This is a genomic window from Paenibacillus sp. FSL P2-0322, assembly GCF_037975315.1.
GTDB classification, from domain to species: domain Bacteria; phylum Bacillota; class Bacilli; order Paenibacillales; family Paenibacillaceae; genus Paenibacillus; species Paenibacillus polymyxa_B.
In genome coordinates, this window is sequence record NZ_CP150243.1 from 793,426 (window position 1) to 819,915 (window position 26,490).

Below are 26,490 nucleotides of genomic sequence, written 5' to 3' on the forward strand. Positions count from 1 at the left end.
CCCCTGATTACAGACTTAACTTAAGAAATCCGGGGGTAGAGCTAATATAAGCAAGAATCATTCACGATACCAATCATTTACGACGCAAATGATTCACGACACAAATGATTCACAGTACAAATCATTCACAATCTAAAACGTTAACGGCATGAATGAATGCGTAAATGTATTCTAATCTGCTCCTTCGGCATATGAACGGGCTCCCTCATCATGGGCTGTAATGGTGCTGCTTGCCGAGGCCAAGCCCCGGATTTCCTGAGCGGTCAGGGCTCTGTTGTAAATGATCAGTTCATCCACTGCACCGTTCAGATAGGGATCATCAAACTGGGATTTCCCAATATAGTTCCGGTCTGTCAGTCCAAGGCTGGAAGGCTTCAGCGTCATGTTGGTGTTACGCGTCGCCTCTACACCGTCCACATACATCATTCCAGTATTGCCTGACAAAGTCACAGCGACATGCTTCCAAACCCCTGTTGCCAGCTCTGGCGCATTCAACTGTTGTTCCTCTCCATTCCCCGAGACAGTGATAGCAAAGCGCATACCGGTTCCCTCGGCCTTGGGTGTCAAAAACATATACCGATCCGTGCCTGCTCCAAAATCAAACAGGCGTGCCCAGCCGTTATGCGTGTTCACCCGTACCCACGCGGCAATCGTAAAGTCATTTATGCTGCTAACGATACCACCGGGCAGGCTAGCATAGGCGTCTGTACCGTTAAAGTACAGGGCATTACCTTTTCGTCCGGCGCCCCACGCGCCTCCACTTACACTGGCCTGCTGTCCATAACCTGACGAATCGGCTGCGGTAGATCCGGCCGTTTCGTCAAATTCATAACGGGCTACAATGTCTCCGGCGGGAGACGGGTTGTCTGTACTCGACTGGATACGGATATCATAGTTGGCTGCCGTACCAATATTCAGTCTGACCGTGGTCGCAGAGCTGTTAGCAGCCGTGACTGACCCGGTTTTTGTGCCGTCTACGAGCACGTCATACGTACCTGCCGCGAGTCCGGTCAAGCTCATAACGGTGGTATGAGTCGTGCCTGGGGTCATATTTTTCAGTGTCAGACGGATGTTGTTCTTGGACTTGGACACGATGGCCAAGCTATATTGATCCCGATTCAGCTCCAAACTCAGCTTTTGGGTGATCAGATGCAGACGTTGGAATACACCGTCCTTTGGAGTAATCGCGTAGCTGTTACTGCTTTCTGTAACGTCACAGCCATAGCCGAACAAGCCGAATATTGGATCTACAGCAACATCCGAGCTTAGGATTTTGATGGCTCCAAACAGTCCCAGATCGGCTTCCCCGGACATGCCGCGCCATCCGTTAAAGAGAGGGCCACCGTCCAGACCGAGTGCGCCGTAATTGCCCTTGCCCGCCTGATATGTCCACGATACCGCCCCGATGTTGGCAGGATCAGAGCTGATCTGTCCCGAGTTAATCGCTCCGATGTTCGCCAGCTTGGCGGCATAGGATAGACGCTGATCCACTTCGGGCTTGGACGAATGCCGACGTGTCCAGTCATCCATCACATAGCCGGCCAGTGAGGTGGTGTACTGGAAGTTCCACCAATTCTCTCCGGTGATGGTGACCGGATCGGCGTAATAGTACCAGACAGGCATATGACCGCGTGCAGCACGCGTTTTGGAGTTGATTTTGCTCATCATCGTCGTGTTGTTGTTCATTTTGGCGAGTGTATATACGGCTTCTTCGCCTGTATTGTCATAGTTATACTCAGAGCCATAAGGATAGGTGGTGTTTTTGAAATTGTTGTACTTGGTAGCCATTTTGCCAATCAGGTCGTTAGCCTCGGTGGTCAAGCCTTCTTCCTGAAGCGCTTTAATCATATCAGGTGTAGTTAGCTCACCCATGAGTCCCGTGTTCCAGTTATAAGCAACAGGGCCTTCATACAACGCTTTAAAAATACGATAAGCACGTAGCAAATATGTGTTTTTGCTATTGCGATAGCTGATCAGGTTGGGATACAGCTTGGCAATTTTATACATGCTAAAAAACGTATTATAAATGTGCGGATAGGCATAGCCACGGTACGTTGGTGTCGTGTTAGGCTGCGGCATCAGGAAATCAGGGACCAGATAATCGGTATGATGGCCTTCCATCAAATTCGTCCAGATGGCTACTTCCAAATAATCATCGACTGCCTTGATCTCAGATGCCACGGGCTTCTGAACGTTTTTCTCCGCCAGAAACTGGCCGTGAGTTAGTCCCCAATCATCACCCCAGCCCCAGTAACCAGCAAAGCTGTTGCGTCTAGCCTTGTACTGCATCATCCAGTCATCAAAGACCTTGTCCCTCAGGTCGCCCGGCACGTTCCATTGGGTGCTGTTGACCATGAAGGTAGAGTGACGCTGAAGTGCAGCTTCGACTGGCTCGATGGCATAGAACTGGAGAACGGTTTTTTCGCCGTTACCATAGTTTACAGTAATATTGTTATGTCCCAGTCGTCCCAGTGTAAGTTCATATATTTTATGGTTTGTAGGGGCTGTTTCCAGATAGCTGATGGTCGTTTCAGACGGATATTGCGCTGTGACAGAGGTAATGGATTTGCTGGTATGCAGATCGAATTTGGCCTTGAGATTGGTCGGGAAAATCATGCCCGGAACCACGGTCACATCCACATGTCCCTCACTGTACAGCCTGTCCTTTACGGCCTGCTCGTCCGCTACCTTGTAAAATTTAAAGGCATACGTTTTGCTTTCACCAGGAGCCAGCGACAGACTGGTGCTTCCAAGATAGCCACGGTTGGTGCTCTTGATGACATTGGAATGGATATAGAACACATTCAGTCCTTCGGACCAGCCACCTTGCTCCATAGCCCATGTGCTGCCGGGATGCTCCTCAGTTCTCCAATGGTCCTGATATTCGAGACCAGCACCCGTTGAGGCATCAGGGATCAGCAGTACATACGGTCCGATGCCGCTAGGTCGTCCAGCGGTAATAAAGGAGCTGTTATGGCCTACAAAGGAGTGTGAGAGTACTCTGGTTTCATAAATTTGTTCATTATTGCCGCCGGACCAGTACTCGTTAAACGGAAGCGGCAGTCCCCAATCTCCGATCTCCAGTGTTTGATTAGAGGTGTTCGTTACTTTCATTTGCCAATGCAAATAATCGTTAACCAACGAATAAGTTTCATGTAAAATGAAATTACGTATTCCCTGATTGTTTGATGAATTCTGATAGGCTACCTGGACACTGTTTCCAGAAGAGGTGATCTGGCGCGCATCAGCAGAATTACTTGTCCATGCCCGAGTCCACGCTCCGTTGCCGAGACGATAGGTGAACATCAGTTCACCCAGCCACTGATGATCCGACGTATTCTGTTTAGGTGCGTTAGAGCTGTTCATGACATAGTTGGTATTAAAAGTGTCCCCTACCAGCCGCAAGGAAGAGAGATCCCCGTAATCTCCGACAGAAATAGAGAACACTTGATTAGACAGCTGTACTGCCATGCTATCAACCTCCTAACAAAGGTTCGTGAGCGTGCTCACAACGTTAATATATGTGTGAGAAATACTTTTGCTACCCTATGTATGAGAATTGATAGAAAATAGATTCATATAGATGTCCTAGAGGGCTCTCAATCGTGGAGGTAGAGTTATTATGAAAATTAAAATGGAGTTGCCGAAAATTCCTGTGGACTTGCCCGTACTAAACGAAGAAATGTATTCCTTACGGTCCAAAGGCGAATATAGTATGGGGTCTGTAGAAGATATGATTTTGGATAATGTGGAAGCGGTTAAGGTTTCATTAGAGAAGATGACTTTTAAAAATGTAACGATCATGGAATCGTCATTACCGGAAAGTGAATGGACAGACGTCATTTTTGATAAATGCGATCTGTCTAATGTTCATTTTTCCGGTTCCTTTATCCATCGGGTAGAGTTCAAAAACTGCAAATTGCTTGGAACAGACTTTTCCAGAAGCAGGCTCCAAAACGTTCGTTTTTCGGATTGCTTAGCGGATTATTCGATGTTCCGTTTTGCTAATTTTAAGCAAGTTGGTTTTGAGGATTGTTCTTTAATAAGTGCCGATCTGTATCATTTAACACTACAAAAAACCTTTTTTAACCGTTGCAATCTGGATCAAGCGATGCTATCGGGGTCCAAGCTCAACGGGATTGATCTGAGCGATTGCGAATTTGATGGGTTACAGGTGGATATAGAAGATTTGAATGGCTGCATCATCTCACCGCATCAAGCTTCATCATTTGTAGGGCTGTTGGGGCTAGTGATTAAATAAGGGAACTCCTCATTGATTTTTAATATGGTCCCAAGCCTGGCGCAGACGGTTAAACCCTTCAACAATTTGTTGCTCCGTTAAATGGGCAAAGATAAAGCAGGCTGATGGAGGTCCCGGTGTCAGTTGGTAATCGGCGGCATCACGCCATGTGACTCCGTAAAATTGTGCTGTCTGCATCAAATGATGGTACTGGGCAGACTCCTGCTTCCAGATGGCATAGGCATGTAGTCCACAATCGTTCTGATGCCAGTGAAACAGTTCACTCAACTGCTGTATTCCACGCTGGAACACGTCGTAGCGTGATCTGTATATTCGAGTCATCCGACGCACATGGCGAACGTAGTCGCCGCGCATCATAAAACGTGCCAGTGCGCGCTGTTCCAAGCGGGCAGGCGGCAGGGGATCGTATAGTCGTTTGGCAGCTGTCAGCGCTTGGGCTAATTCAACGGGCAAGATTGCAAACCCGAGTCGAAGGCTGCTGAACATGCTTTTGGAAAAGGAGCCGACATAGATGACACATTCTGTACGATCCAGTGCTTTTAATGGTTCAATGGGTCGTCCTGCCCAACGGAATTCACTGTCATAATCGTCCTCAATGATCCACGCTCCCTTGGATGCTGCCCATTGCAAAATATGTTGACGGCGTGTTAATGGCAACACTGCACCGGTTGGAAACTGTCGTCCAGGTGTAACAAATAGGAGTTTGGAATCCCAATCCTGTGGGACAATTCCATGTTGGTCCATTTCAGCAGCATGTATCTGTCCGCCTGAGGCAGTAACTGCACGGTAGATGCCGGAATAACAGGGATTCTCCAATACAATTCGATCTTGTTCATGAATAAGCAACTGACTTAATAACGTGATCACTTCCATGGAACCACTGCATAATACGACTTGATCCGGCGTGGCCGTAATTCCGCGTGTTCTGCCAACATGATGGCAAATCGCTTCACGCAGCCATTCATCACCGCTCACTGGTGCAGTCGTCGCGTCAGCCGAGGGCTTTTGCAGATCCTTTCCAGCGGCAGTCATTGCGCTTTTCCATGCGATCTGTGAGTTGCCCTCCAATACAACTTCTCCTGCCTGAAAAGAAATCAAAGGCTGTTGCGCACTGTCTCTATTTGTAGCAGAAGCAGGAGACCGCTGTAAGTTTCGTTCCCTTTCGATCTGCATGATTCGTTGTCCCCAAGCTGATAGAGCAGGGGCTTTTTGTTTTACAACAGGTGAATTCTGGTTCTGCTGGTTGATTAAAGATTTGTCGGGCAGCACCGCTGTCTGTTCCATAACAAAGGTTCCTCTGCCTACTGCCGAATCTATATATCCTTCTGCCAACAACATATCATATGCCTCTTTAACGCTCCCTCGCGAAATTCCATACATCACAGCCAGATCACGAGTGGAAGGCAGACGCGTACCACTGGCAAGGGAGCCATTGAGGATTCCCTCACGAAGAGCATGATACAATGCCAAATATTTTAAATGATACTTTTGAAGCGCACGCTGATAAGCAATCGTAATATCCATACTCTTCTCCTTCGATTGGGCCACTCATTTTCGTTCATATTGGATCTTTTTATGAATCCATTTTCAACATAATCTGAAATGTATCATTGGTCAATAGATGGAAGGAGAGTTCCCTGTGAGAAGAAAAGAATTTACGGTGGCAGAACTAGAGGAAATAGAGCAGTTTCTAAGCGAGGTCAGTTTCGGATTTTTAGGCATGAACAGCGAGGATGGTTTTCCGCGTGTGGTTCCCTTGAATTTCGCTTATGGAAATGGCGTTTTTTATATTCATGGCAGCCGTGCTGGAGAAAAGATGGAACGGATGAAAGAAGATAATCGAGTTACTTTTTCAGCCGCCAAAGAATATGCGCTCATTCCGTCTTATTTTACGGATGAACATATGGCATGTCCGGCGACTTCATTTTTTAAAAGTATTACCGTGCGTGGTCATGCGGAGCATGTAGTGGATCTGGAAGAAAAAGCATCGGCCTTTTCCATTTTTATGAGTAAGCTGCAACCGGAAGGCGGGTATGACACGATTGATGCCAGCGATTCTCGGTATGCTTCACGTTTAAAAGGGGTCGCTCTGATCAAAATTGTACCGGAGGAATGGACTGCCAAGTTTAAATTCGGTCAAAATGTTAAAGATCAGGAACGTCAGCAAATTATCGATGGCTTGCAACAACGGGGGTTGGATGATGATCTGACAACGATTGAGATGATGCGCAAATATTGTCCTCATCACTGATATATATCGAAAGTCAGGATTTTGCAAAATCCTCAAGTATAAATATTTGAATTCCACGTAATAATTCCTGCTCGCTCACCGTCAGATTGGTTAATTATACCTTGTAGGGAGATGCCCTTGATTTTCCAAAACGTTCAGTCCTTCTGTATTAGGACTTTTGAAGGACAGCTATATATCATCCTCAAGCCCGTTGTTCTTACTGCAAAGGAACTTTATAATACGATAGATTTGTGGCGTAAGGGGGCAAGACCGTGATGAGAGCAGGAGTCAGAAGTCGGGAGAGTCGACGGTTGTTACTGGAAGCGGGGGCTGAAGAGTTTGCTCAGACGGGGTTTTATCAGACAAAGGTAAGTTCGATCGCGGCACGTGCAGGATTGACGCAGCCGGATTTTTATATTCATTTTGAAAGCAAGGAACAGTTGTACGAGGAGCTTGTGGAGAGCTTCGGTACTTTGGTGAATGATACGGTACAAAGCATGAAGATAGGCCCAGACCTAAGCGAGGCTGAAATTTTGAGACGGGGACAGGTGTTTCTGGAAGCTATTTTTCGCGTGTTGTCTAATAATCCGGCGATCACTCGTGTCGGATTTTACCAGGCGACAGATTCGGTGCGTATTAAGGCGGAAATGGCTGAGCATATCAAAAAGCATCTGCTGGCGGCGCAACGATGGGGCTCCTGCCGTGAGGAGCTGGACCCTGAACTGACAGCAGAATGCGTGATCGGCTTGATTGAACGGCTGACGTTAACTAAATTGCTGCCTGGACGTGAAAGTCCGTCTGTGCTTGCCAAGCAGGCACGAAACCTCCTGTATCACGGCATGCTCGGGTCCGAAGAATAACAGGACAGTACAACCCCAACCTAGATTTGGGCGGCAGGCGCGGCATTTGTCCCTATCATGGATGATGGCATAAGCATAAGATGCTCTTGTAAACCATGAAGGGAGGAATCACCATGTCTGGAGTAGGCGCTGGTTATGGAGCTTTTACATCTACAGGAGCGATTCTGGTACTTTTCATTCTGCTCGTTATTATTTCCAAAGCATTTATCATCTAATTCGTAGCTCAAGGATTTAAAATTCGGGAGATTTGCTGGAATCAGTAGGGAGGAGGAATACGAAATGGGTGAAGTAGATAGAGGTTGTGGCGGTTGTAACATGTTCACCTCCACTGGTGTTATTCTGGTTCTCTTCATTTTACTGGTTATCATCACTCGTACTTGTTTCATCTAAAGCTATATTCATGGGCTTGAGCACCGATGCTCGGGTCTATGACCGTACTAGTCAAAATAGGAACCGTCTCCAATTAGAGGCGGTTTTTTTTATATTGAAGTTTACGTTGACGTTAACGTTATAGAGGCGTAGTATTTATATATAATCTTTTTCATAAGGTGGGTGTCATGGTTACGTATAAAATTGATGAGGTCGCCAAACAAAGCGGATTAACCAAGCGAACCATTCGTTATTATGAGGAAATCGGCTTATTGCCCTCTCCGCAGCGCAGTGAAGGAAATATGCGCCTGTATACGCAGGAGGATGTGGACTTACTAAAAAAAATAGTGAGTGCCAAGGAAGTACTTGGATTCTCCTTGCAAGAGCTTCAGCGTTACATGTCCGCAGCGGAAATGCTTAAGGGTCAGCGGGAGGAATATCGCGAGCGAACGGAGCATTTGCAACCGAACGAGCGACGGGCCATGTTGGAGGATATGGAAAGTACATTGAACGAGCAGTTGGAATTAATGGAGGGAAAAATCAACAGCATCCGTATGCTCCAGACTGAGTTGGAGGAGTTACGGGTTAGGGTGCGTGAACGCAAGGTTCTTCTGGATGATGAACTTGATCACGACCCGTCATAACAAGAACATTTACATTCAGATGTGGAGGTAACATCATAATATGAGTTCACAACATGCATTACCTGAAGAGTTAAAAGAACGCTCAGGCTTGCTGTCTCAACCTAAAGCGGTCTGGGCAGTCGCCTTTGCTTGTGTTATTTCATTTATGGGTCTGGGATTGGTCGATCCGATTCTTCCGGCCATTGCTGATCAGCTTCATGCTACGAAAAGCCAAGTGTCATTGCTGTTCACCAGCTATAATCTGGTAACAGGCGTTGCGATGCTGATTACAGGCGTTGTATCTAGTCGATTGGGTGTCAAATGGACACTACTAACCGGGATTTTATTTATTATTGTGTTTGCTGGACTGGGCGGCACAGCCAGTACAGTTGGCGGAATTGTGGGCTACCGGGCAGGCTGGGGTTTGGGGAACGCTTTGTTTATCGCAACAGCGTTGTCTGCGATTGTAGGTCTGTCCACTTCTGGAACAGCTAAAGCAATTATTTTGTATGAAGCGGCATTGGGCCTCGGGATTTCAGTGGGTCCGTTGCTGGGCGGTGAGTTAGGTTCCATTTCCTGGCGCGGTCCGTTTTTCGGTGTAGCCGGACTGATGGTAGTGGGATTTTTGTTCATTACGTTTATGCTGCCTTCCATTCCAAAGCCCAAAAAACGCGGTTCCATTGCCGATCCGTTCAAAGCGCTCAGTTATCCGGCTTTGCTCACGCTCGGTATTGTAGCGTTGTTATATAACTTTGGATTTTTTACGTTGATGGCGTATTCTCCATATGTAATGAATCTGGACGAGCATGGTTTGGGTTATGTGTTTTTTGGCTGGGGAATTATGCTGGCCTTTACCTCGGTGTTTGTAGCACCGAAGATTCAAGCACGCTTGAGCGTGGTATCTTCCATTAGTATCATGCTGACGCTGTTTGCCATTGATTTAGGTGTTATGGCGATCGGGACGGTAGCTGGTTCACCAACGACTGTCATTGTCGCCGTCATTGTGGCTGGTATTTTTCTGGGGATTAACAATACATTGATTACAACTGCTGTTATGCAGGCTGCTCCAGTGGAGCGCTCGACAGCATCTGCGGCCTACAGCTTCATGCGGTTTTTGGGCGGGGCAATTTCGCCGTGGCTTGCAGGGAAGCTGTCAGAGTGGTACTCCGCAGAAACCCCATTTTATTTTGGAGCATTGATGGTACTGATTGGCGTAGCTGTGCTGATCGTACGTCGTCGACATATGCAGGATATTCAGGTGGATGCACACTAAGATCGAACTTCTGAGGAGGAAAAGAGTATGAGCGAATACAAACATATTCTGGTCGCGATTGATGGTTCGGAACATGCTATGAATGCGTTGCAGACAGCCAAAACGTTGTCTAAGCAGCTTCAGGGGAATCCACATCTGACTGTATTACATGTAAACCCGGCTTTATCCATGAATGAGCCCCCGGTTGGGGTTGATGTGGATGAGCGAATCGAAGAGGAAGGTCGTCATATCTTGGAACCAGCATCCGACTATTTGAAGGACGAGGGTATTTCTTACCGTATGCTGGCGGGTCACGGTGATCCGGCGAGTGTCATTTGCGAAAGTGCAAAGCAGGAAAAGACGGATTTGATCATTATGGGAACGCGGGGCAAAGGACTTGTTTCTGAAATGATACTGGGTAGCGTGAGCCATCAGGTGATTCAGCATGCACCTTGTCCGGTGTTGACGGTAAAATAGACGGTAAAAGGAACGTTGATATCAAGAGAAGGAGGAAAAAGCATGCAGCAGCATTTATTTATCGGTGGAGAATGGAAAGCAGCTTCATCGTACACGACGTTGAAATCACCGTATTCCGGGGAAATCATTGCTGAGGTGGCAGAGGCCACAGCAGAGGATGCCAAGGCTGCTATTCAGGCGGCCTCTGATGCACGCTCGGAGATGCGGACCATGCCAGCGCACCAGCGGTCAGCCATTTTGGAGAAGCTGGCTGACCTGCTGGAAGAGTGGCGTGAGGATGCAGCGCGCATCATTGCACGTGAAGCATCCAAACCATGGAAGGCTGCGCTGGCGGAGGTTGACCGGACGGTGCAAACCTACAAGTTCGCAGCTGAAGAAGCCAAACGGATTCACGGGGAAACCATTCCGCTGGATGCCGCACCGGGCGGCGAGGGTCGTATGGCCTACACGCTCAAAGAACCTGTAGGGGTAGTCGGAGCTATTACACCATTTAACTTCCCGTTGAACCTGGTCGCTCATAAAGTGGGTCCCGCACTGGCAGCAGGCAATACGGTCGTATTGAAGCCTGCGGAGCAGACACCGTTGTCGGCTTACTTGATTGCGGAGCTGCTGGAGCAGGCTGGATTGCCTGCGGGCGCTCTTAACGTGATCAGCGGCGATGGTAAAACCATTGGCGACATACTTGTCACTGATCCGCGCGTCAGCTATATCACTTTTACCGGTAGCCCGGCGGTCGGTACAGAAATTCGCTCCAAGGCTGGCTTGAAGCGGGTCACGCTGGAGCTGGGTTCCAACGCGGCCGTTATTATCGACCGTGATACGGATGTAGACGCGGTCATCGACCGTTGTGTGAGTGGAGCCTTTGCCAATCAGGGGCAGGTATGTATCTCAGTTCAACGTATTTACGTTGTCGATGAACTGTATGATACCTTTGTATCCCGATTTATAGAAGCAACTCAACGTTTAAAAATTGGAGATCCGCTAGAGCCGGACACGGATGTATCCGCGCTTATTTCAGCCAAGGATGTCGAACGTGTCCGTGAATGGCTGGAAGAAGCGGTTCAAGCAGGCGCAAGGATCGCTCTGGGGGGCCAAGCCAAGGGAGGTATTCTGGAGCCGACGGTTTTGCTTAATGTGGACCCGACTTCCAAGGTGTCCTGTCGTGAAGTGTTTGCCCCACTTGTGCTGATTCATTCTGTTAGCTCTATAGATGAAGCCGTAAACCATGTAAATGATTCGATCTATGGCCTGCAGGCGGGAATTTACACTCGTAATATCACGACCGCGCTGGATGCAGCGGACAAGCTTGAGGTGGGCGGCGTGATGATCAATGACATTCCAAGCTTCCGTGTTGATCATATGCCGTATGGTGGTGTGAAGCAAAGTGGCACGGGACGCGAAGGTGTAAAGTATGCCATGGAAGAAATGCTGGAAACAAAGCTGATCGTTATTAAACGGTAGTGGTTATTTAAAAGCCTATCTGATGGACATAGATAATACGTTTTGCGTATGTCTGCTCATTAGATAGGCTTTTTTGGCACCTTTTGCGTGATTGTCAGATGAAAATAAAGTTTTAGACCGTTGGAACTGTTCCACCGTCAATATTATATTCACTTCCTGTAATTGAAGCGGCCCGGTCGGATACCAGAAAAGCAACAAGCTCAGCGACTTCTTCTGGTAGTCCTGGACGACCAATTGGAATTCCTCCCAACGAGTCCATCAGTTGCTTTAATGCACTTTCTCGGTCACCTGTCATCTCAGCAATCCGATCAATCAAACTTTGTGCTGCCTTCGTTTCGATAAAGCCTGGCGCAACTGTATTAATACGAATGCCTTGAGGTGAAAACTGCTTGGATAACCCTTTGCTGTAAGTAGTTAAAGCTGCTTTGGCTGCAGCATAAGCCAATGTTGCATCATATAGCGGCAAGCGACGTTGAATGGATGAAATATGAATAATAACACCGGAACCCTCTTCCACCATAGCCGGCAGCAGTCCACGGTCTAAACGGACGGCAGCAAACAGATTGGCGTTAAAAGTTTGCTGCCAATGCTCGTCTGTCAAGATAAGAGCTCCCCCAGATGGGGCTGACGAGCCTCCAACATTGTTGACAAGAATATCTACACCGCCTAGGCGCTCAAGAACACTGTTTACTACTTGATCTACACCTTCAGGCGTACTAATATCGGCTGGAATAAACAGGTCTGGATTTTCTAAATTAACTGGAGTCGTTCGAGCCGTAGTTATTACGGTAGCACCTGCAGCCGTAAGTCTCTTAGCAATAGCCTCTCCCATTCCTTTGGTACCGCCTGTGACCAAGGCCCTTTTGCCTTTAAACTCACTTAATATGCTTTCTAATTGAAAACTCATGCGAATAATTCCTCCTAAATTTTACAATGTGGTGAGGAATACCTCTAGGTATCTCCACTCCGAGAATAGAGTTGGAGTTCAGTTTGATCGGTACTCTGTTCACGTATAAAAACAACATAAGCGGGCATATTCGTTTTCCCTTTCTTATTTTTTAATTTCTTTATGGAAGTGTAATAATCAGTTCTTTAATTTTATTGTTGTTTACTAGAAATTGATGTTTAAGGAGGAGTGGGTCGGGAAGATTCGATTTATCAAAGTCTCCGTCTACTTTCGCAATTACGACGATGGTATTATTACTGTCATCCATATCCACGATCTCGAAGGTGACATTCGGCTCCAATATTTCTGCTTCACACCATGATTTTATGGCTTCCATACCTTTGATTTCGCGATGATTATCCAAGATCAACGCATCTTTATCGAAAGCGGAAGTAAATACTTCAAGCTGGGATTTGTTCGCTGATGTAAAGTAAGTTTCTACTGCCGGTGGCATGGTTTTATGTGGATTCATTAATCCTTCAACCTCCTATGGTGAGTATGTTGTGAGCGATAACTTCAAACTCATCATAGCAGTAATAATATGACTACATGGTGTCATATTATAGAGGATCATTTAAATTTCTTTTCATCGTTTCTAAATGAGACAATATTCTTGTACGTACTTGTTCGGGGCTAACCTCTATAAGGAGGGGACCAAAGGACAGCAGATAACTGTCCAGCCAATTGCCTACAGGAAATTGTGCCGTGACGGTATAAGAGCCGTCTTCCTTCTGAGTAATTGTTTTCTCGGCAAATTCATCGTATACGCGGTAAGCTCCTTGAGCAGAAATGTGAAGAGTTACTTCAATGGTATGAAGCAAGTCGTTCATCTTTGTATCTGTAGATGCTACGACCGTTCTTGGCTCATAACTAATTTCGGTAACTGCAATCTCTTTCATTCGGCTAATCTTAAATACACGATGACTTTCGGTATTTAAACAGTAACCTTCCACATACCAGGATTTATCTTTAAACAAGAGCTTGGCAGGTTCGACGCTACGATAACTCTGTTCCCCGGCGACGTTATAATAGCGGAACTTTATAACACGGTTTGTGATTATTGCGTTGCGTATAAGAGTGAATAGCTGTCTCTGGCTGTTTTGGCTTCCCCATGGCGAAAAATCTACTTCGATCCAGTTTCCCATGTCTTTTTTAAAAAGCCTACTCAACTTGTTTAGCACTTCTTCTACCTGTGGGATGGTAGCTGTAGCCACACTCTGAAGGGCCATTAAGATATCATCTTGTTCCTGCTCGGACAGTAAAGAGGTGTTAAAGACATAACCCTCCATCAATGATATTCCGCCACCCTTGCCTCTACTGCTGTAGATGGGAATCCCAGCTGCGCTTAAGGCATCTATGTCCCGATAAATCGTTCGTGTGGAAACCTCAAAATGCTCTGCCAATTCATCAGCAGTCACTTTTTTCTTATGGAGTAACATATAAACGATTTCAAAATGTCTGCTTAACGGCATACGCTTCACCTCTCTCAGTAGCATACAACTTATAATATGACATTATAAAGTCATATTAAGTGATTGCTTGACATCACACCATGATGGACATCAATCTGTTTAAAACCAACTGGGGGACTTTATTTACTTTGAACAGCGATAATAACACTGTTTTGGGATCAGACCTTTTTACAATCTTTTATATAAAGTTGAACAAAAAGCACTTGTAAAGTAAAAAGGAATATACTATACTGAGGCCAATCATTAGTAATTGATCAATCACTAACTAAGCAACGGAGGTGATATTTATGAGAGGATACCGCTCAAGTTTACTCAAACGTATCTTTATCGGAACTATGGATTGAGCAGATTCAGTTGATTGAAGGAGTACGAAGTTAAGTAATTGATCAATCACTTATTTTAAAGTAAATGGAGGAGAGAACATGAAGCATCTTATTATTTACGCACATCCATCCGAGGGAAGCTTTAATCATGCAATTTTGACCACAGCAGTCGAGGGGCTAAAGCAAAAAGGACATGATGTGGTTGTTCGTGATCTATATGCAATCAACTTTCAACCTGTGATTAGCAGCAGCGAGGTCATTGAAGGAATCGGAGAAGATGTTGTACGGGAACAGGAATTTTTGCAATGGGCAGAGGTAATCACCTTTATTTATCCTATTTGGTGGACGGGGATGCCAGCTATTATGAAGGGGTATATTGACCGTGTATTCTCTTACGGATTTGCTTATAAATATGTAAATGGAGTGCAGATGGGACTGCTCAAAGGAAAGAAAGCCATTATCCTCAATACGCAAGGAAAATCACATGCGGAATATGCTAGTAATGGCATGGATCAGGCACTTCGCTTGACGTCCGACAAAGGTATATTTGAATACTGTGGGCTTGACGTCATGTATCATCTGTTCTTCGAGTCGGTACCCCAATCCGATGAGGATACACGTAAAGTGTGGCTTCGCCAGATTGCAGACATGGCCAGCAAAGCCTAATGGAAATATGTTTAGGAGCAGAGGATTAAGAATTAGGGGAATCGAAGTAGCCAGTGGCTAATCCAAAAGGCATCGCGTGCATTTGCAGGCGACGCCTTTTTGTTTGGTCCAATATTGAATGTGTTCCAAACGACACTCGCTCATGGCAAGCAGCAATTGCTACAATAAGGGTTGGATATTAGTTTTTCCGATTTTTCCGATTGGCGCTACGAGATCCACCGGAAGGCCACTGTGATCCACCACCTTGACCATGTTGAGGCCACCACTGTGATCCACCACCCTGACCGCCACCTTGACCATGTTGAGGCCACCACTGCGACCCACCGCCCTGACCGCCGCCTTGACCATGTTGAGGCCACCACTGCGACCCACCGCCCTGACCACCGCCTTGACCGTGAGGAGGCCAAGGCGATCCACCGCCTTGATGACCGCCCTGACCACTGCTTTGTCCTGGAATAGAAGGCATACTTGGATAAGGGCCTTGTGCCTGACTGATTTGAGTTACATCAATATATGATTGTGTACCATTAGGATATAGCACTAACATTGATTTGTTAGCGGGATCTACGCTTTTTACAAAAGCAACGATCTGTTGACCATTCACAGTAAATATTCCCCATAAATTAACAAAATTGCTCACTTCAGTAGTGGTCGCGAAATGTGGTTGTAACGGCCCCATCGAACGATGAGAAGAATGTTTAGACAAGGTGTGTATCTCTCCTTTAGATTGAATTTTGTGACATCATATGTGCAAACGTACTTGTTGGAATGGGCAATGTTGCTACAAGATATTTTTTTGGAAAAATTCATTGTCCCAAAAAAGTGTGCTTTTAGCGACTACTAAAAACATACCTTTACGAATGAAAAGCATTTGGTTTATAGCATCATGGATGAAATCGAGATAAATGCATCTTAGAGAATTTAGTTAATCAATTGAAACAATTTTCCATGCACCATCTTTATCTTTTTCTAAATAGAAGGTATATCGTATATCGGGTGAATATCCTTCTTCATTTTTCAGCCGTTCCCCTACAATGGGTATCAATATCCGATTATTTTCTTTCATAGCTTCAGCAATACCAGTAAACTTCACCGGATGATCGAAGAGGTAATCGTGACCTGTTCCAACGTCTGGACCGAGCGCAGCATGGAATTGATCCAAATCTTTTGACACGAAGGCAGCTATTGCTGCTTTGAGTTTTGCTATCATGGCATCCTCAATTAGAGGGTCTTTAACATCATTCCATTTGATCTCGTCCAAGTTTTGCAGGGCGGCTGGTTGATCTGTTTCTTCTTTTACTACCGTTTCTGAGGTTGTTGGTATTGTTCCATTGGTAGATGTATCCGTTGTTTCCTGCTTTCCACAACCAGCAAACACACTTACACTTACGGAAAATATAAGAATAGAAATAATTTGAGCAGGTCTGTTCATATTAGATTCACCCATCCTTATTTACAACCATATGTAAAAACAGTTTTACTTTTTTTGTGATAAATCATAGTTGTAAAATTTTTTTTACATTATTGGGGTTAAAGTGGATTAATTGAAAAATAACATTAGAAGTGTGTGGTGGTTTACTATAGAAAAATGAATAAATAAATGAAATGACCTTCTCTAATTAAAGAAGGTCATTTTTTAATTCAGGAACCATTATTAAATGTAGCACAGCTTCTGCTTATAGGCGTTCTCGCTTGCAAGTCATTCACTAGTTCTTTATACCTAGTGTGGAATTTTCGTATGGACGTTCATGCGTTTTGTCGGTTAGCTATGATGCTGCGTATCACGGTTCAAAAGTAGCTGCACATGATGAAATCTCTGGTGTATATCTATGTAGGGTATCAAGCTGTAGTTAGAGCATTTTTTTGAGCTGGGATATACGGGCTTGGGAAACCTCAAGTATTTTGGCATATTCGTGCTGTGCTGCATTGGGGTGTTTTTGCATTAATTCTTTTAGACTTTCGATCATCTGTTGTGTCGATCGCCGCAGACGTTTGGACTCTTTATTAGATCGTTGTGAGTTGGATAAAGCTGACTTGGCTGGTCTTAGGATAGGGCTAAAATGTATTCCCTTTTTTAAACTTTCAATACATTCCCCGCAAATAAAGCTGTCTCTAAAATAAGTTAATTGTTCTGTTGAACCACACATTTTACACGTCACCCCAGTATATTTTCGAAAGGCGAGAATACCAGTTTCCTCATCTGCAAAAATCTCAACAGGATCACCCACATTATAATCCATGGAAATTCGCATTTCTTTGGGGATAACGATACGGCCTAACGCATCTAGGGGACGTGTCATACCTGTACTTTTCAAATGATAACCTCCTTTTTTATATCCTTATAATACTAAATAGTTATGATAAAAAAGAATAGGCTTAGAGAAGCAATCGCATATATTTAGTAAACTGTTGAAAAGTATACAAGTAATTTCCAAAATATGTTTTGTTATTGGGGGAAACGTGTTGAGGAGATTATAAAGAATTTCCGATATATATTCATAAAGAATATTCTAGTTGGCAATGAAATTGTTAGTAACACGGGATAAGGAGCTGTGAATTACATATGAGAATATTTCAGTTTTGGAAGAAGAATAAGAAAGCTGTAGTGGCAATCGATTTGGATACTGCTATTCGGTGTGTACGATTGGACGCAGTATAAGGCGGTGCGAATACTAACTCGATTAGCACGTGAAGGTCTTCAGACCGACCAGATTGTGGACGATATTATCAGCCATGTCGACGATTTTCGTTATGAAGCACAGATGCCCACGTTCTATTTTCTGTCTGGACTGACGGGCAATAAGAAGGTTGCTTCGCTGCTGCAAAGGCATTTCCTTGAGAATCTGGAATACGATCCGATTGATGCCTTTGATATTTTCGAGAATTTGTACCGTTGTTCGCCGGATGTTGCCATGAGGCATGCCGATTTTCTCAAAGCAATTGCCCGCGGTGAAGGCCTAGAAGGCCGTTCTCCCTTGCTGGATGGAGCTATAGGGACTACCGATGAGAATGGCAAGCAAGAGTACCACTGGCCCGACGATGAACCTGTCGAGGAGCATCACCAATTACGAGCTGCCATATTTTATTATCGGCTGCACCCTCTGGATGAGGAGGTTAATCGGCTGTTGGATCATTGGGAAGTGAACCATCCGGAGGAGAATGTTAGGAGTTGTATTGGGAAATTGAGAGAAGAAGGACAGGGAGAGGGCTAGCTTTTCTGCTAGACGAATATCGGAATCTTAATTTTGCACTCTTTACTATGAAAACTTATACTTATCGTTAAAGCTGACTTGAAGAGAAAATAAAAGAACGAGGAGGGGAATAACCATGTACTCCATTAAAGAAGTTCAAATCAAGAGCGGATTGCCCGCATCTACCCTTCGTTATTATGAAAAAGAAGGCATATTACCTGATGTCGGTCGGGATGAAGGTGGAAGAAGGGTATATACCGAAAAACAAATCGATTGGATTAGGTTCCTTATGGCTATGAAAGATACAGGGATGACTATTGAAGAAATTAAGGCATACCTTGAGCTAAATGTAAAAGGAGAAGCTACAATCCAAGAGAGAAGAGATTTTCTTGTAGCCCACAAAAAGAAAGTGGAAGCACATGTGGCACAAACGCAGCACAATTTGGAGAAAATTATTCAAAAGATAGCTTTTTATGATCATGTGGTTATGGGGAAAAGCCTCTCTTAACTAAGCAATTGCTGCAAAGGTAAAAAAGCCAAAGCCGCCTGCTTACATAGTAAACGGCTTTGGAGGTAGCGGGGTACTATATATTTCTAGTAACCTCATAGGCGTCCCAGACAGCATACATAATATTTTGTACTTGCTTGGCATCGCCGATTAAGTAGGACTCGGAAACCTCATTTTGAATGTCTTCATAAAGCGATTGCTGAGGAGTATATCCTACAGCCAGAATCGCTGAATCTGCGTTTAGAATCGTTTCTTCACCATCTTTATTTTGAAGAACGAATTCTTGATCGTTGGCATCGACAATTTTGGCGTTGGTCAGGAGATGGATATCCTTGTATGCAACAAGGTCACGCAGCATATCTTCATTTGCATGGCACAGGGGGCCGCCGACGGTTAAAATATCTTCTTGCATTTCCACCAGCGTTACTTTTTTACCTTGATCAGCAAGCCAAAGTGCAGTTTCGCATCCCACAAGCCCACCTCCGACAATTACGGTGGAAGCACCGGGATCTTTTTTCCCAAGCAAAACTTCTTCTGCGGAATACACCTTAGTAGATGTACCAATGGAGAAGGTTTTGGGAGAGGAGCCGGTAGCAAAAATAACAACATCTGCTGCATATTCATTTACGGTAGTCCGATTAACCTCGGTATTCAATTGGACGTCAACTTTTAAATCCTTTAGCTCCCCTTCATACCAGGTCGCAAGTAAATGATCGTCTTCTTTGAAGTCTGGAATTCCACCCGGGATCAGATTACCTCCCAATCGGTTATTTTTATCGAATAAGGTAACGTGGTGTCCGCGAATAGCAGCTACACGGGCAGCTTCACATCCTGCGGGTCCTCCACCGATCACCAAGACTTTTTTGGACTGATCTGCTTTTCCGAGTGCATAGTCTTTTTCTCTGCCGCAAGCCGGATTAACGGCACATGAAATCGTTGCAAAAGATGCCAATCGACCCATGCAGCCCTCTTGGCAGGAGAGGCAAGGACGAATCTTTTCTATTTTCCCGGCCTTGATTTTGTTGGGGATGTCAGCATCAGCCAACAATGGCCGACCCAGTGCAATCATATCGGTTTTTCCTTCACGTATTGCCTTGCTGGCCAAGTCTGGATTATCCAATCTGCCAGCAGTAATGACAGGTACCTTTAGAATGGTTTTTAAAATTTTGTTATAAGGAAGATAGAGTCCTTTTTCCTGATACATTGGTGGATGTGCCCAATACCATGAATCGTACGAACCAACATCACCATTAAAAGCATCATATCCAGCTTCCTCTAATATTTTGGCCGCTTCAATTCCTTCTTCAATATCCCGTCCCTGTTCCTGAAACTCTTCGCCTGGCAATCCACCCTGACGCCAATCTTTAATAAAGCTTTTGATGCTGTATCGAAGAGATACCGGGAAATCCTGTCCACATTCGGCTTTGATGGCTTGGACGATCTCTATGGCAAATCTTAAGCGGTTTCTCAGATTTCCGCCGTATTGGTCTTTTCGATGGTTAAAGAAAGAAATCGCAAATTGATCCAGTAAATAGCCTTCATGAACCGCATGGATTTCAATACCGTCAAAGCCTGCCTTTTTGGCAATAGCCGCAGATTCCGCAAATTTTCTGACGTAGGTGTGAATTTCATCGATAGTTAGCTCACGACAGATTACATCGGGAAGCCAGCGATGAGGGATAGGAGAGGGAGCGACAGCCGTTTTACCTACAATTGAAGGGATGCTTACCCGTCCAAAGCCTGCGGATAATTGTAGAAATATTTTTGTGCCGTATGCATGAATCCGCTCCGTCATCATTTTACCCGTTTTAACAAAATTTAAGGGGTTTAGAGTAGGGCAGGGCATTGATGGCAGGGCACATTTCTCAATTTCATTCTCAACCATCGTTACACCTGTAATGAGCAGTCCTGTCCCGCCTTTTGCCCGTTCAACATAATATTCGACGCCTCGCTCATTAAAGGTGCCATCGGCATCACAAAGCCCACCAGGGCCCATGGGAGCCATGACAAACCGATTTTTAATTTCTAGTTTTCCAATTTTCATAGGCTCAAATAAAATTCGATGCTCTTCTTTCATAACAATGCCTCCTAATTATGAATCGACCATTTCAATGAATCCATTCAGTGAATGAATTCATTGAATGGATTCAGTATAGGACGGTAGCGGACATTATTATGTGATTGTTTTCACAAATAAACAAAATAGCATTTCTTATTATAATTAAGTAACATGGACAAGGCATCGAGGATAGGAATGTTTAGAATAGAAAGGAAGAGTAGGTAAATGCCAAACCAACAATTGAGTGGACGAAAGCTGCAAAGCCTGCAGACTAAAAAAAATATATATAACAGTACATTAGAGCTAATGCATGAAAAGAGTTTGGAAAAAATTAGAATTGAGGATATCTGCCGGAGGGCCGGAGTGTCTGTGGGCTCATTTTATAATCATTTCAAGACTAAAAGTGATATTTTGGTGGAGATGTATGCACAGGCGGATGACTACTTTGAATTGAAATTTAAGAATGAACCACCTTCAGAAAGTATTGTGCAGGATATTATTCAATATTTTGAAGTTTATGCGGAATATAATCAGAATATTGGTTTAGAGACGGTGAAACAGTTATATACAACTAATAACAAGCTTTTCATTACTAAGGGTCGTGATATGCAAAATATACTTCAACAGATTATAGAGAGAGGACAAGCTGCAGGAGAGTTGGATCAAAGCATGACATCCGAAGAGATGACAGACTACTTATTTATTGCAGCTCGTGGGGTCATGTACAACTGGTGTCTTCATGATGGCGACTCGAATTTAATTGTAAATATGCGTGAATATATGAGTCGTCTGATCACGATCTTTAAACAAAAGAATTGATTGTATCCTTGTCACAGGGACGGTTCATCACACGCTTAACGGGTAAAAGTGTAGTACCAAGGTGGGCAAGTGGGGGTGTTGACTCTCACGCCACGTGAGACACTAGACTGTCAAGCAAGGGAGGTGAAGCGGAATGGCCTATACGGTAAAGGAAGTATCTAATCTGTCGGGAGTCAGCGTACGAACTTTGCATTATTATGATGAAATCGGATTGCTGAAACCGCATCATATTGGAAATAATGGATATCGCTATTACGAACATGAACAACTTTTGAGGCTTCAGCAAATCATGGTGTACAGGGAACTGGATTTGCCTTTATCTGAAATTGGAAAGGTGCTGGAGCAAACCAAGGAACAAAAAGCTGAGGTTTTACAGGAGCATCGAGCCAAGGTCGAGGCCAAAGTCTTCCGCTTGCATACTCTCCTACAGACCATCGACGAAACGGTGGCTCATTTGAAAGGGGAACAAGCAATGAAACCAGAGCACATGTACCAAGGGTTTAACCCGGAAAAGCAGGAAATGTACGAACGTGATTTGACAGACCGTTATGGTCAAGAGGCTCAGGAAACAATTCAGGAAAGCAAGACGGCGACAAAGAACTGGAGCAAAGAGGATTATTTGGATTCACAGGCAGAGGCTGATCAGATTCATCGGCAGCTGGCTGAAGCCATGAATAAAGGATTGAAGCATAATAGTGAAGAAGTACAGGCGCTGATCCGCCGTCATCTTCAATGGGTAAGCCGATTCTATACTCCTACAGCAGAAATTTATAGCGGGCTGGGAGACTTGTATGTGGAGCATGAGGATTTCAGTAAAATGTATGAAGGCTATCGCCCCGGACTAGCTGAGTATTTGCGAGACGGGATGAAAGTTCTAGCCGAACGGGAATTAAATTAACAAAGCGGGGAAGAAGGGCTGTAAAAGGTCTGAAAAAGAGGTGAACAACAAGCCAATTCCGATGGCCTGCTGTTCACCCTTTTTGTGTGTAGAGCAGTTTACATGCTGCTTTGTGTCGCTCTCATGCCTTGCTGGCTGTTGTTTCCGTACTGCTGCATGCCACTACCGCTTACATAATGCTGTCCAGTCGTCCCCATGTGTTGCGGGAAGCTGTGATTCATGTGGCTTCCTGCATTATAGGAGGATGGTTGCATACTGCGTGAGGCGTAGCTATCGCCAAATCCGGGCTGAGTCATTTGACTGCTGGAACGGATGGAGTTTTCCAACTGACTACACAGTTGAATAACTTGCTGGTACTGCTGCATAGCCTGCTGGTGATGCTGAATTGCAGTTTGGATCATTTGAGCTGCACTTCGTTCACGTTGCACCAGGCTTTCAAGACTGGATGCATTTTGTTGTTCCTGTTGCAGCAACTGCTGATACATGGCAGTTCCTTGCTGTGTTTGTTGTACCAATTGCTGCATGATTTGTTCACATTGATGAAGTTGTTGTTGTGGAGCCATGTTGTTGTACATGAATCATCAATCTCCTTCGCCGCATAATTTTGGGTTTCAGACCCTCATTTATTGTGGCGAAGGGAGACCATATATATGCACAATTTTGGTTACAAGCTAGACACCAGAATAGCCGTAAATTCCTCTAGGAATACACGATCTTCGTGATCAAAGCGGCCTTTTAGCGGGCTGTCAATGTCCAGCACTCCAATCAGTTCCCCATTCTTGACAAGGGGAATAACGATTTCACTATTGGAAGCAGCGTCACAGGCGATATGTCCTGGAAACGCATGCACATCATCTACAACAAGTGTTCGTTGCTCAGCTGCTGCGGTACCGCATACGCCACGTCCCAATGGAATCCGTATACATGCAGGTAAGCCCTGGAAAGGACCAAGTACAAGCTCAGTACCATCATAAAGATAGAAGCCGCTCCAGTTAATATCTGGAAGGAAATGACCAAGTAGTGCTGAAGCATTCGCCAGATTGGCAATGGTATTGGATTCATCATGAATAAGTGCCCGGAGTTGTCCGAGAACCGATTCGAATTGTTCATGACGTGTGCCCTCGTAAGGTATGGTTTGAAACATGTAGAGTTCACGCTCCTAACATTAAATTTTTACATTAACTGTTGTATATATCGTCAAAAATAGGTAATTATGCAATTCGCTTTTACCATTGGTTAATTAATTTAAGATATAACGATTGTATATATTCAGTCAAGTGAAAAATCACTCTGTAACCTTTTGGTATCTCCGTACTCTAACCTCTGTACAGAATCATTTTGGGAAGGGGATAAGCTATACGTTTTAGCGGGGCAAACAGTATAGAAAGTAATCCAGCAAGGGTTGCCCTCATCTGTTTCCAGCTTATCCTCTATGGGTAAAAACAGTGTAACATGGTTGGCCTAGGCCAGGGAGGAGTTGCAATTATGCATGCAGATGTTCAGAACTTGTTTATCCGTATACAGATGCTTTCTTATGCACATCAGAACGATCTCACGGTAAGAGATATTCAACCTGTGTTGGAAGAACGCGGTTACCGTGTAGGAGAACGTGAGGTCAAGCAGGAGCTTGAAAACTTGACGCAGGAAAACTTTCTGACACCGCATGATGATATGTTTAGCATTACCGGTGCAGGGATCGATGAATTACAGGAAATTCAGTCGATGCTAGGCGTACTGTACAAGGATGTTGTGAAGAAACCGACTCGCACCACTACCCGAGTCTCTTCTTAAAGGCTTAGAGGCTCGATAATTTTGATTCGGAAGACAAGCTCGCACAGTTTAATCTCTTATAATATAGAAGATGCCCTTCTAATTCCTAATCCTAGGAACAGGAGGGCTATTTATATATAAGGTTGTGTTTGTTAAAGGTGTATGCTTAAATGTAGCGTATATTTATTGTCATTTTAATGTTGGAAGGATGATTGAACATGTGTGCATATGCATGTAAGGGGCATATACCACCGCTGGAAAGTCCGCGTCTTCGGCTGCGAAGGATGGAAAGCGGGGATGCGGCTACGATGTTCGCTTGCTGGTCTGACCCGGAGGTTCACCGTTATATGAACCTTTCTGGTATGTCAGGACGTGAGGATGCAGAGGATATGATTGAGTTGTTGAATGAGCTGGCGAAGACGGAGGATGCGCTGCGCTGGGGAATAGAACTGAAGGAGAATGGGAAGTTGATTGGAAGCTGTGGGTTTAATTATTGGCAGACGGAGGGAGCTTATAAAGCCGAGATTGGTTATGAGATAGCCAAGCCTTATTGGCGACAGGGTTACATGACCGAGGCGCTACGCTTGGTGCTGTCATTCGGGTATAACACGATTCGGTTGAATCGGATCGAAGCGCTGGTGGACCCGCGTAATACAGGCTCGCAAGCCCTGCTGTCCTCGATGGGCTGGACACAGGAAGGACTGTTGCGGCAGGTACAGCATACATCTACAGGCTTTAAGGATATGCTGATGTATTCTTTACTGCATGAAGAATGGCTCAGACTGGAGGCACAACGAAATGCTGTTTCAGTATAATGGCGGTTCGTCGCCGCTGCACAGGCTAGGGCCGTTAAGTAAGCTAATATGGGTGGGGTGCTTTAGCCTCCTGTCAATGGCTTGGGATTCGACGCTGCGGGAAGCAGCACTCTTGGCTGTACTGATTGCTGTGGCTGGCTTGGGCGCACGTTTGACCTTAGCACGCCAACTTCGGGCTATGTCGTTCCTGATTGGTTTAGGTATCCCGTATTTTATACTGTCTATCCTAGCGATTCGAGAAGGACATACCGTGGCTTCATGGGGACCCATTGTCATTACAGCAGAGGGACTGGATATCGCAGGGGCGTTAACGTTGCGGATTTTTGTGTTGTTTTTGGCATCTTATATCTATCTCTCGACGACGGATCCCCGAGATTTTGTGCAGGCATTGAATCTGCGCTTGCGTGTTCCTTATCGGTTTGCGTTCGGTATTTCAGTGGCACTGACGTTTCTCCCCTTATTGGAAGAAGAAGGGCGAACAATTATGGCAGCACGGCGTGTTCGTGGACAGGAACCACCACGAGGGTGGGGCAATCGGTTATCATGGTGGAGCGGGTATGCGGCTGCCGTGTTGGTGAATGCTGTAAGACGGGTTCAGCAGACGGCGCTGGCTATGGAGGGCAAAGGTTTCGGCGCTTATGCAGAACGGACATATCTTCGTACACTGAACAATGGGCGTGTAGGCAACTTATGTGCTGTGACTGCTGTATTAACTACGGCTGTTTTATGGTGGAGCTTATAAAGTGAAGCCTCTTATTTTTGTTCTTATTGTCAACCTGTAAAATATAATTAGGTTGACAATAAGGCTGCAAATGAATACATTTATACAGTAGCAGCTTGTACAAGGATCAGAGCTGTAATCTTATAGATTAGATAGGGAGAGGAGTCAAGAAATACATATGAAGGAATCTCGTATGTTTGCAAAGTTTACAACGCTGGATATCGTACTCATGGCGATGCTGGCCACGTTGAACGGCGTCATGACCGTGTATTTGTCGCTCATTAACAAAACATTAAACAGTCTGGGAGGGCCTATCGCAACTTCCGCTATTGTCGGGCTGTACATGATATACGGCTTGTTGGCCTATTATATTATTCGTAAGCCGGGTACGGCGGTTATTGCTTATGCATTTGGCGCGGTAGTGCAGTCTTTTATGGGCTCCGCCTATGGAATTGCTTCTATTATCGCGGCGGCTGTCTGCTATATGATTGCGGCTGAGTTGGTATTTGCCTTGTTGCGGTATCGGCGCTGGAACGCAGTTTCGCTGATGCTAGTGGGTGGGGCTATGGTTCCGCTGTGGTTTATTGTCGCAGCCAATATGTTTGGCTATATGCATTGGGGGTGGAAGGTGCTGACGATTGCACTGGTCGTTCGTATCCTGAGCGGCATTGTCCTGTGCGGTCTGCTGACGAAAGTGCTGGGCGATGCCTTAAATCGTACGGGACTGTTAAAACGGTTTGAACTGGGACGCGCTTCACGTGCATAGCCG

General features: G+C 45.1%; 28 protein-coding genes. 17 read left to right on the forward strand and 11 right to left on the reverse strand.

All coding sequences use genetic code 11. The features are described from left to right. Nucleotides 1–171 precede the first annotated feature (171 nt). Nucleotides 172–3,471: a DUF5695 domain-containing protein gene (locus tag MKY24_RS03600; protein ID WP_023986935.1), complete on the reverse strand. Its 3,300-nt coding sequence runs from the start codon at nt 3,469–3,471 to the stop codon at nt 172–174. 151 nt (nt 3,472–3,622) lie between these two features. Here MKY24_RS03600 and MKY24_RS03605 point away from each other — a divergent pair, with 151 nt between their 5' ends. Further along, nucleotides 3,623–4,261, forward strand: coding sequence for a pentapeptide repeat-containing protein (locus MKY24_RS03605; protein WP_028541040.1), 639 nt, complete (start codon nt 3,623–3,625; stop codon nt 4,259–4,261). 9 nt (nt 4,262–4,270) lie between these two features. Here MKY24_RS03605 and MKY24_RS03610 read toward each other — a convergent pair whose 3' ends face one another. Next, on the reverse strand, nt 4,271–5,785 hold the full coding sequence (locus MKY24_RS03610; RefSeq protein ID WP_028541039.1) for a PLP-dependent aminotransferase family protein: 1,515 nt from the start codon (nt 5,783–5,785) through the stop codon (nt 4,271–4,273). A gap of 115 nt (nt 5,786–5,900) precedes the next feature. On the opposite strand from MKY24_RS03610, the gene MKY24_RS03615 reads away from it, so the two are divergent. The 7 genes from MKY24_RS03615 to MKY24_RS03645 all read left to right on the forward strand — a co-directional run bounded on the left by MKY24_RS03615 (nt 5,901) and on the right by MKY24_RS03645 (nt 11,533). Continuing rightward, complete coding sequence (locus MKY24_RS03615) at nt 5,901–6,512, forward strand: pyridoxamine 5'-phosphate oxidase family protein (protein ID WP_023986938.1); 612 nt, start codon at nt 5,901–5,903, stop codon at nt 6,510–6,512. A 254-nt stretch (nt 6,513–6,766) separates the two neighbouring features. Next, nucleotides 6,767–7,351, forward strand: coding sequence for a TetR/AcrR family transcriptional regulator (locus MKY24_RS03620; protein WP_023986940.1), 585 nt, complete (start codon nt 6,767–6,769; stop codon nt 7,349–7,351). 113 nt (nt 7,352–7,464) lie between these two features. Beyond that, nucleotides 7,465–7,566 carry a hypothetical protein gene (locus tag MKY24_RS03625; protein WP_023986941.1) on the forward strand — a complete coding sequence of 34 codons (102 nt, stop codon included), beginning with the start codon at nt 7,465–7,467 and terminating at the stop codon, nt 7,564–7,566. Nucleotides 7,567–7,908: 342 nt separating this feature from the next. Beyond that, entirely contained in the window at nt 7,909–8,364 is a 456-nt protein-coding gene (locus tag MKY24_RS03630; RefSeq protein WP_023986943.1) for a MerR family transcriptional regulator, read from the forward strand. A gap of 40 nt (nt 8,365–8,404) precedes the next feature. Beyond that, nucleotides 8,405–9,616 carry an MFS transporter gene (locus MKY24_RS03635; RefSeq protein WP_023986944.1) on the forward strand — a complete coding sequence of 404 codons (1,212 nt, stop codon included), beginning with the start codon at nt 8,405–8,407 and terminating at the stop codon, nt 9,614–9,616. Nucleotides 9,617–9,643: 27 nt separating this feature from the next. Next, nucleotides 9,644–10,072 (forward strand): universal stress protein, encoded by a 429-nt coding sequence (locus MKY24_RS03640; protein WP_023986945.1) that lies wholly within the window; start codon nt 9,644–9,646, stop codon nt 10,070–10,072. Between the two features lie 42 nt (nt 10,073–10,114). Then, complete coding sequence (locus tag MKY24_RS03645; RefSeq protein WP_339201425.1) at nt 10,115–11,533, forward strand: aldehyde dehydrogenase family protein; 1,419 nt, start codon at nt 10,115–10,117, stop codon at nt 11,531–11,533. A 112-nt stretch (nt 11,534–11,645) separates the two neighbouring features. Here MKY24_RS03645 and MKY24_RS03650 read toward each other — a convergent pair whose 3' ends face one another. The 3 genes from MKY24_RS03650 to MKY24_RS03660 form a co-directional block, all read right to left on the reverse strand. Then, nucleotides 11,646–12,440 carry an SDR family oxidoreductase gene (locus MKY24_RS03650; protein WP_076295373.1) on the reverse strand — a complete coding sequence of 265 codons (795 nt, stop codon included), beginning with the start codon at nt 12,438–12,440 and terminating at the stop codon, nt 11,646–11,648. Between the two features lie 160 nt (nt 12,441–12,600). Further along, nucleotides 12,601–12,951 carry a nuclear transport factor 2 family protein gene (locus tag MKY24_RS03655; RefSeq protein WP_023986948.1) on the reverse strand — a complete coding sequence of 117 codons (351 nt, stop codon included), beginning with the start codon at nt 12,949–12,951 and terminating at the stop codon, nt 12,601–12,603. Nucleotides 12,952–13,039: 88 nt separating this feature from the next. Beyond that, complete coding sequence (locus MKY24_RS03660; protein WP_023986949.1) at nt 13,040–13,951, reverse strand: YafY family protein; 912 nt, start codon at nt 13,949–13,951, stop codon at nt 13,040–13,042. 422 nt (nt 13,952–14,373) lie between these two features. Here MKY24_RS03660 and MKY24_RS03665 point away from each other — a divergent pair, with 422 nt between their 5' ends. Further along, a complete protein-coding gene (locus MKY24_RS03665) occupies nt 14,374–14,940 on the forward strand; it encodes an NAD(P)H-dependent oxidoreductase (protein ID WP_023986950.1) in 567 nt (188 codons plus the stop codon). A 178-nt stretch (nt 14,941–15,118) separates the two neighbouring features. Here the strand turns inward: MKY24_RS03665 and MKY24_RS03670 are convergent, their stop codons facing one another. From MKY24_RS03670 to MKY24_RS03680, 3 genes are all read right to left on the reverse strand, one after another. Continuing rightward, the gene (locus MKY24_RS03670) at nt 15,119–15,646 is read right to left on the reverse strand and encodes a hypothetical protein (protein WP_071559321.1); all 528 of its coding nucleotides are present in this window, start codon (nt 15,644–15,646) and stop codon (nt 15,119–15,121) included. Between the two features lie 219 nt (nt 15,647–15,865). Then, a complete protein-coding gene (locus MKY24_RS03675; protein ID WP_339201426.1) occupies nt 15,866–16,387 on the reverse strand; it encodes a hypothetical protein in 522 nt (173 codons plus the stop codon). A gap of 403 nt (nt 16,388–16,790) precedes the next feature. After that, nucleotides 16,791–17,255, reverse strand: coding sequence for an AbrB/MazE/SpoVT family DNA-binding domain-containing protein (locus tag MKY24_RS03680; RefSeq protein WP_023986953.1), 465 nt, complete (start codon nt 17,253–17,255; stop codon nt 16,791–16,793). A gap of 321 nt (nt 17,256–17,576) precedes the next feature. On the opposite strand from MKY24_RS03680, the gene MKY24_RS03685 reads away from it, so the two are divergent. Both MKY24_RS03685 and MKY24_RS03690 read left to right on the forward strand, forming a co-directional pair. Next, complete coding sequence (locus MKY24_RS03685; protein WP_023986954.1) at nt 17,577–18,152, forward strand: hypothetical protein; 576 nt, start codon at nt 17,577–17,579, stop codon at nt 18,150–18,152. Between the two features lie 115 nt (nt 18,153–18,267). Beyond that, nucleotides 18,268–18,639 carry a MerR family transcriptional regulator gene (locus MKY24_RS03690; RefSeq protein ID WP_013308707.1) on the forward strand — a complete coding sequence of 124 codons (372 nt, stop codon included), beginning with the start codon at nt 18,268–18,270 and terminating at the stop codon, nt 18,637–18,639. A 76-nt stretch (nt 18,640–18,715) separates the two neighbouring features. Here MKY24_RS03690 and MKY24_RS03695 read toward each other — a convergent pair whose 3' ends face one another. Beyond that, nucleotides 18,716–20,716, reverse strand: a complete 2,001-nt coding sequence (locus tag MKY24_RS03695; RefSeq protein ID WP_053324616.1) for an FAD-dependent oxidoreductase — start codon at nt 20,714–20,716, stop codon at nt 18,716–18,718. A gap of 207 nt (nt 20,717–20,923) precedes the next feature. On the opposite strand from MKY24_RS03695, the gene MKY24_RS03700 reads away from it, so the two are divergent. After that, nucleotides 20,924–21,517, forward strand: a complete 594-nt coding sequence (locus MKY24_RS03700) for a TetR/AcrR family transcriptional regulator (RefSeq protein ID WP_028541034.1) — start codon at nt 20,924–20,926, stop codon at nt 21,515–21,517. A 133-nt stretch (nt 21,518–21,650) separates the two neighbouring features. Then, entirely contained in the window at nt 21,651–22,415 is a 765-nt protein-coding gene (locus MKY24_RS03705; protein ID WP_339201427.1) for a MerR family transcriptional regulator, read from the forward strand. A gap of 98 nt (nt 22,416–22,513) precedes the next feature. Here the strand turns inward: MKY24_RS03705 and MKY24_RS03710 are convergent, their stop codons facing one another. Then, nucleotides 22,514–22,990 carry a hypothetical protein gene (locus MKY24_RS03710; RefSeq protein ID WP_023986958.1) on the reverse strand — a complete coding sequence of 159 codons (477 nt, stop codon included), beginning with the start codon at nt 22,988–22,990 and terminating at the stop codon, nt 22,514–22,516. An 89-nt stretch (nt 22,991–23,079) separates the two neighbouring features. Next, entirely contained in the window at nt 23,080–23,559 is a 480-nt protein-coding gene (locus MKY24_RS03715; RefSeq protein ID WP_023986959.1) for a GAF domain-containing protein, read from the reverse strand. Nucleotides 23,560–23,900: 341 nt separating this feature from the next. On the opposite strand from MKY24_RS03715, the gene MKY24_RS03720 reads away from it, so the two are divergent. The 4 genes from MKY24_RS03720 to MKY24_RS03735 all read left to right on the forward strand — a co-directional run bounded on the left by MKY24_RS03720 (nt 23,901) and on the right by MKY24_RS03735 (nt 26,487). After that, nucleotides 23,901–24,206: a hypothetical protein gene (locus MKY24_RS03720; protein ID WP_023986960.1), complete on the forward strand. Its 306-nt coding sequence runs from the start codon at nt 23,901–23,903 to the stop codon at nt 24,204–24,206. 197 nt (nt 24,207–24,403) lie between these two features. Next, complete coding sequence (locus MKY24_RS03725; protein ID WP_023986961.1) at nt 24,404–25,000, forward strand: GNAT family N-acetyltransferase; 597 nt, start codon at nt 24,404–24,406, stop codon at nt 24,998–25,000. Beyond that, nucleotides 24,984–25,742, forward strand: coding sequence for an energy-coupling factor transporter transmembrane component T (locus MKY24_RS03730; protein ID WP_023986962.1), 759 nt, complete (start codon nt 24,984–24,986; stop codon nt 25,740–25,742). The genes MKY24_RS03725 and MKY24_RS03730 overlap by 17 nt, the downstream gene beginning before the upstream one ends. Nucleotides 25,743–25,899: 157 nt before the next feature. Continuing rightward, nucleotides 25,900–26,487, forward strand: coding sequence for an ECF transporter S component (locus tag MKY24_RS03735; protein ID WP_023986963.1), 588 nt, complete (start codon nt 25,900–25,902; stop codon nt 26,485–26,487). Nucleotides 26,488–26,490 lie beyond the last annotated feature (3 nt).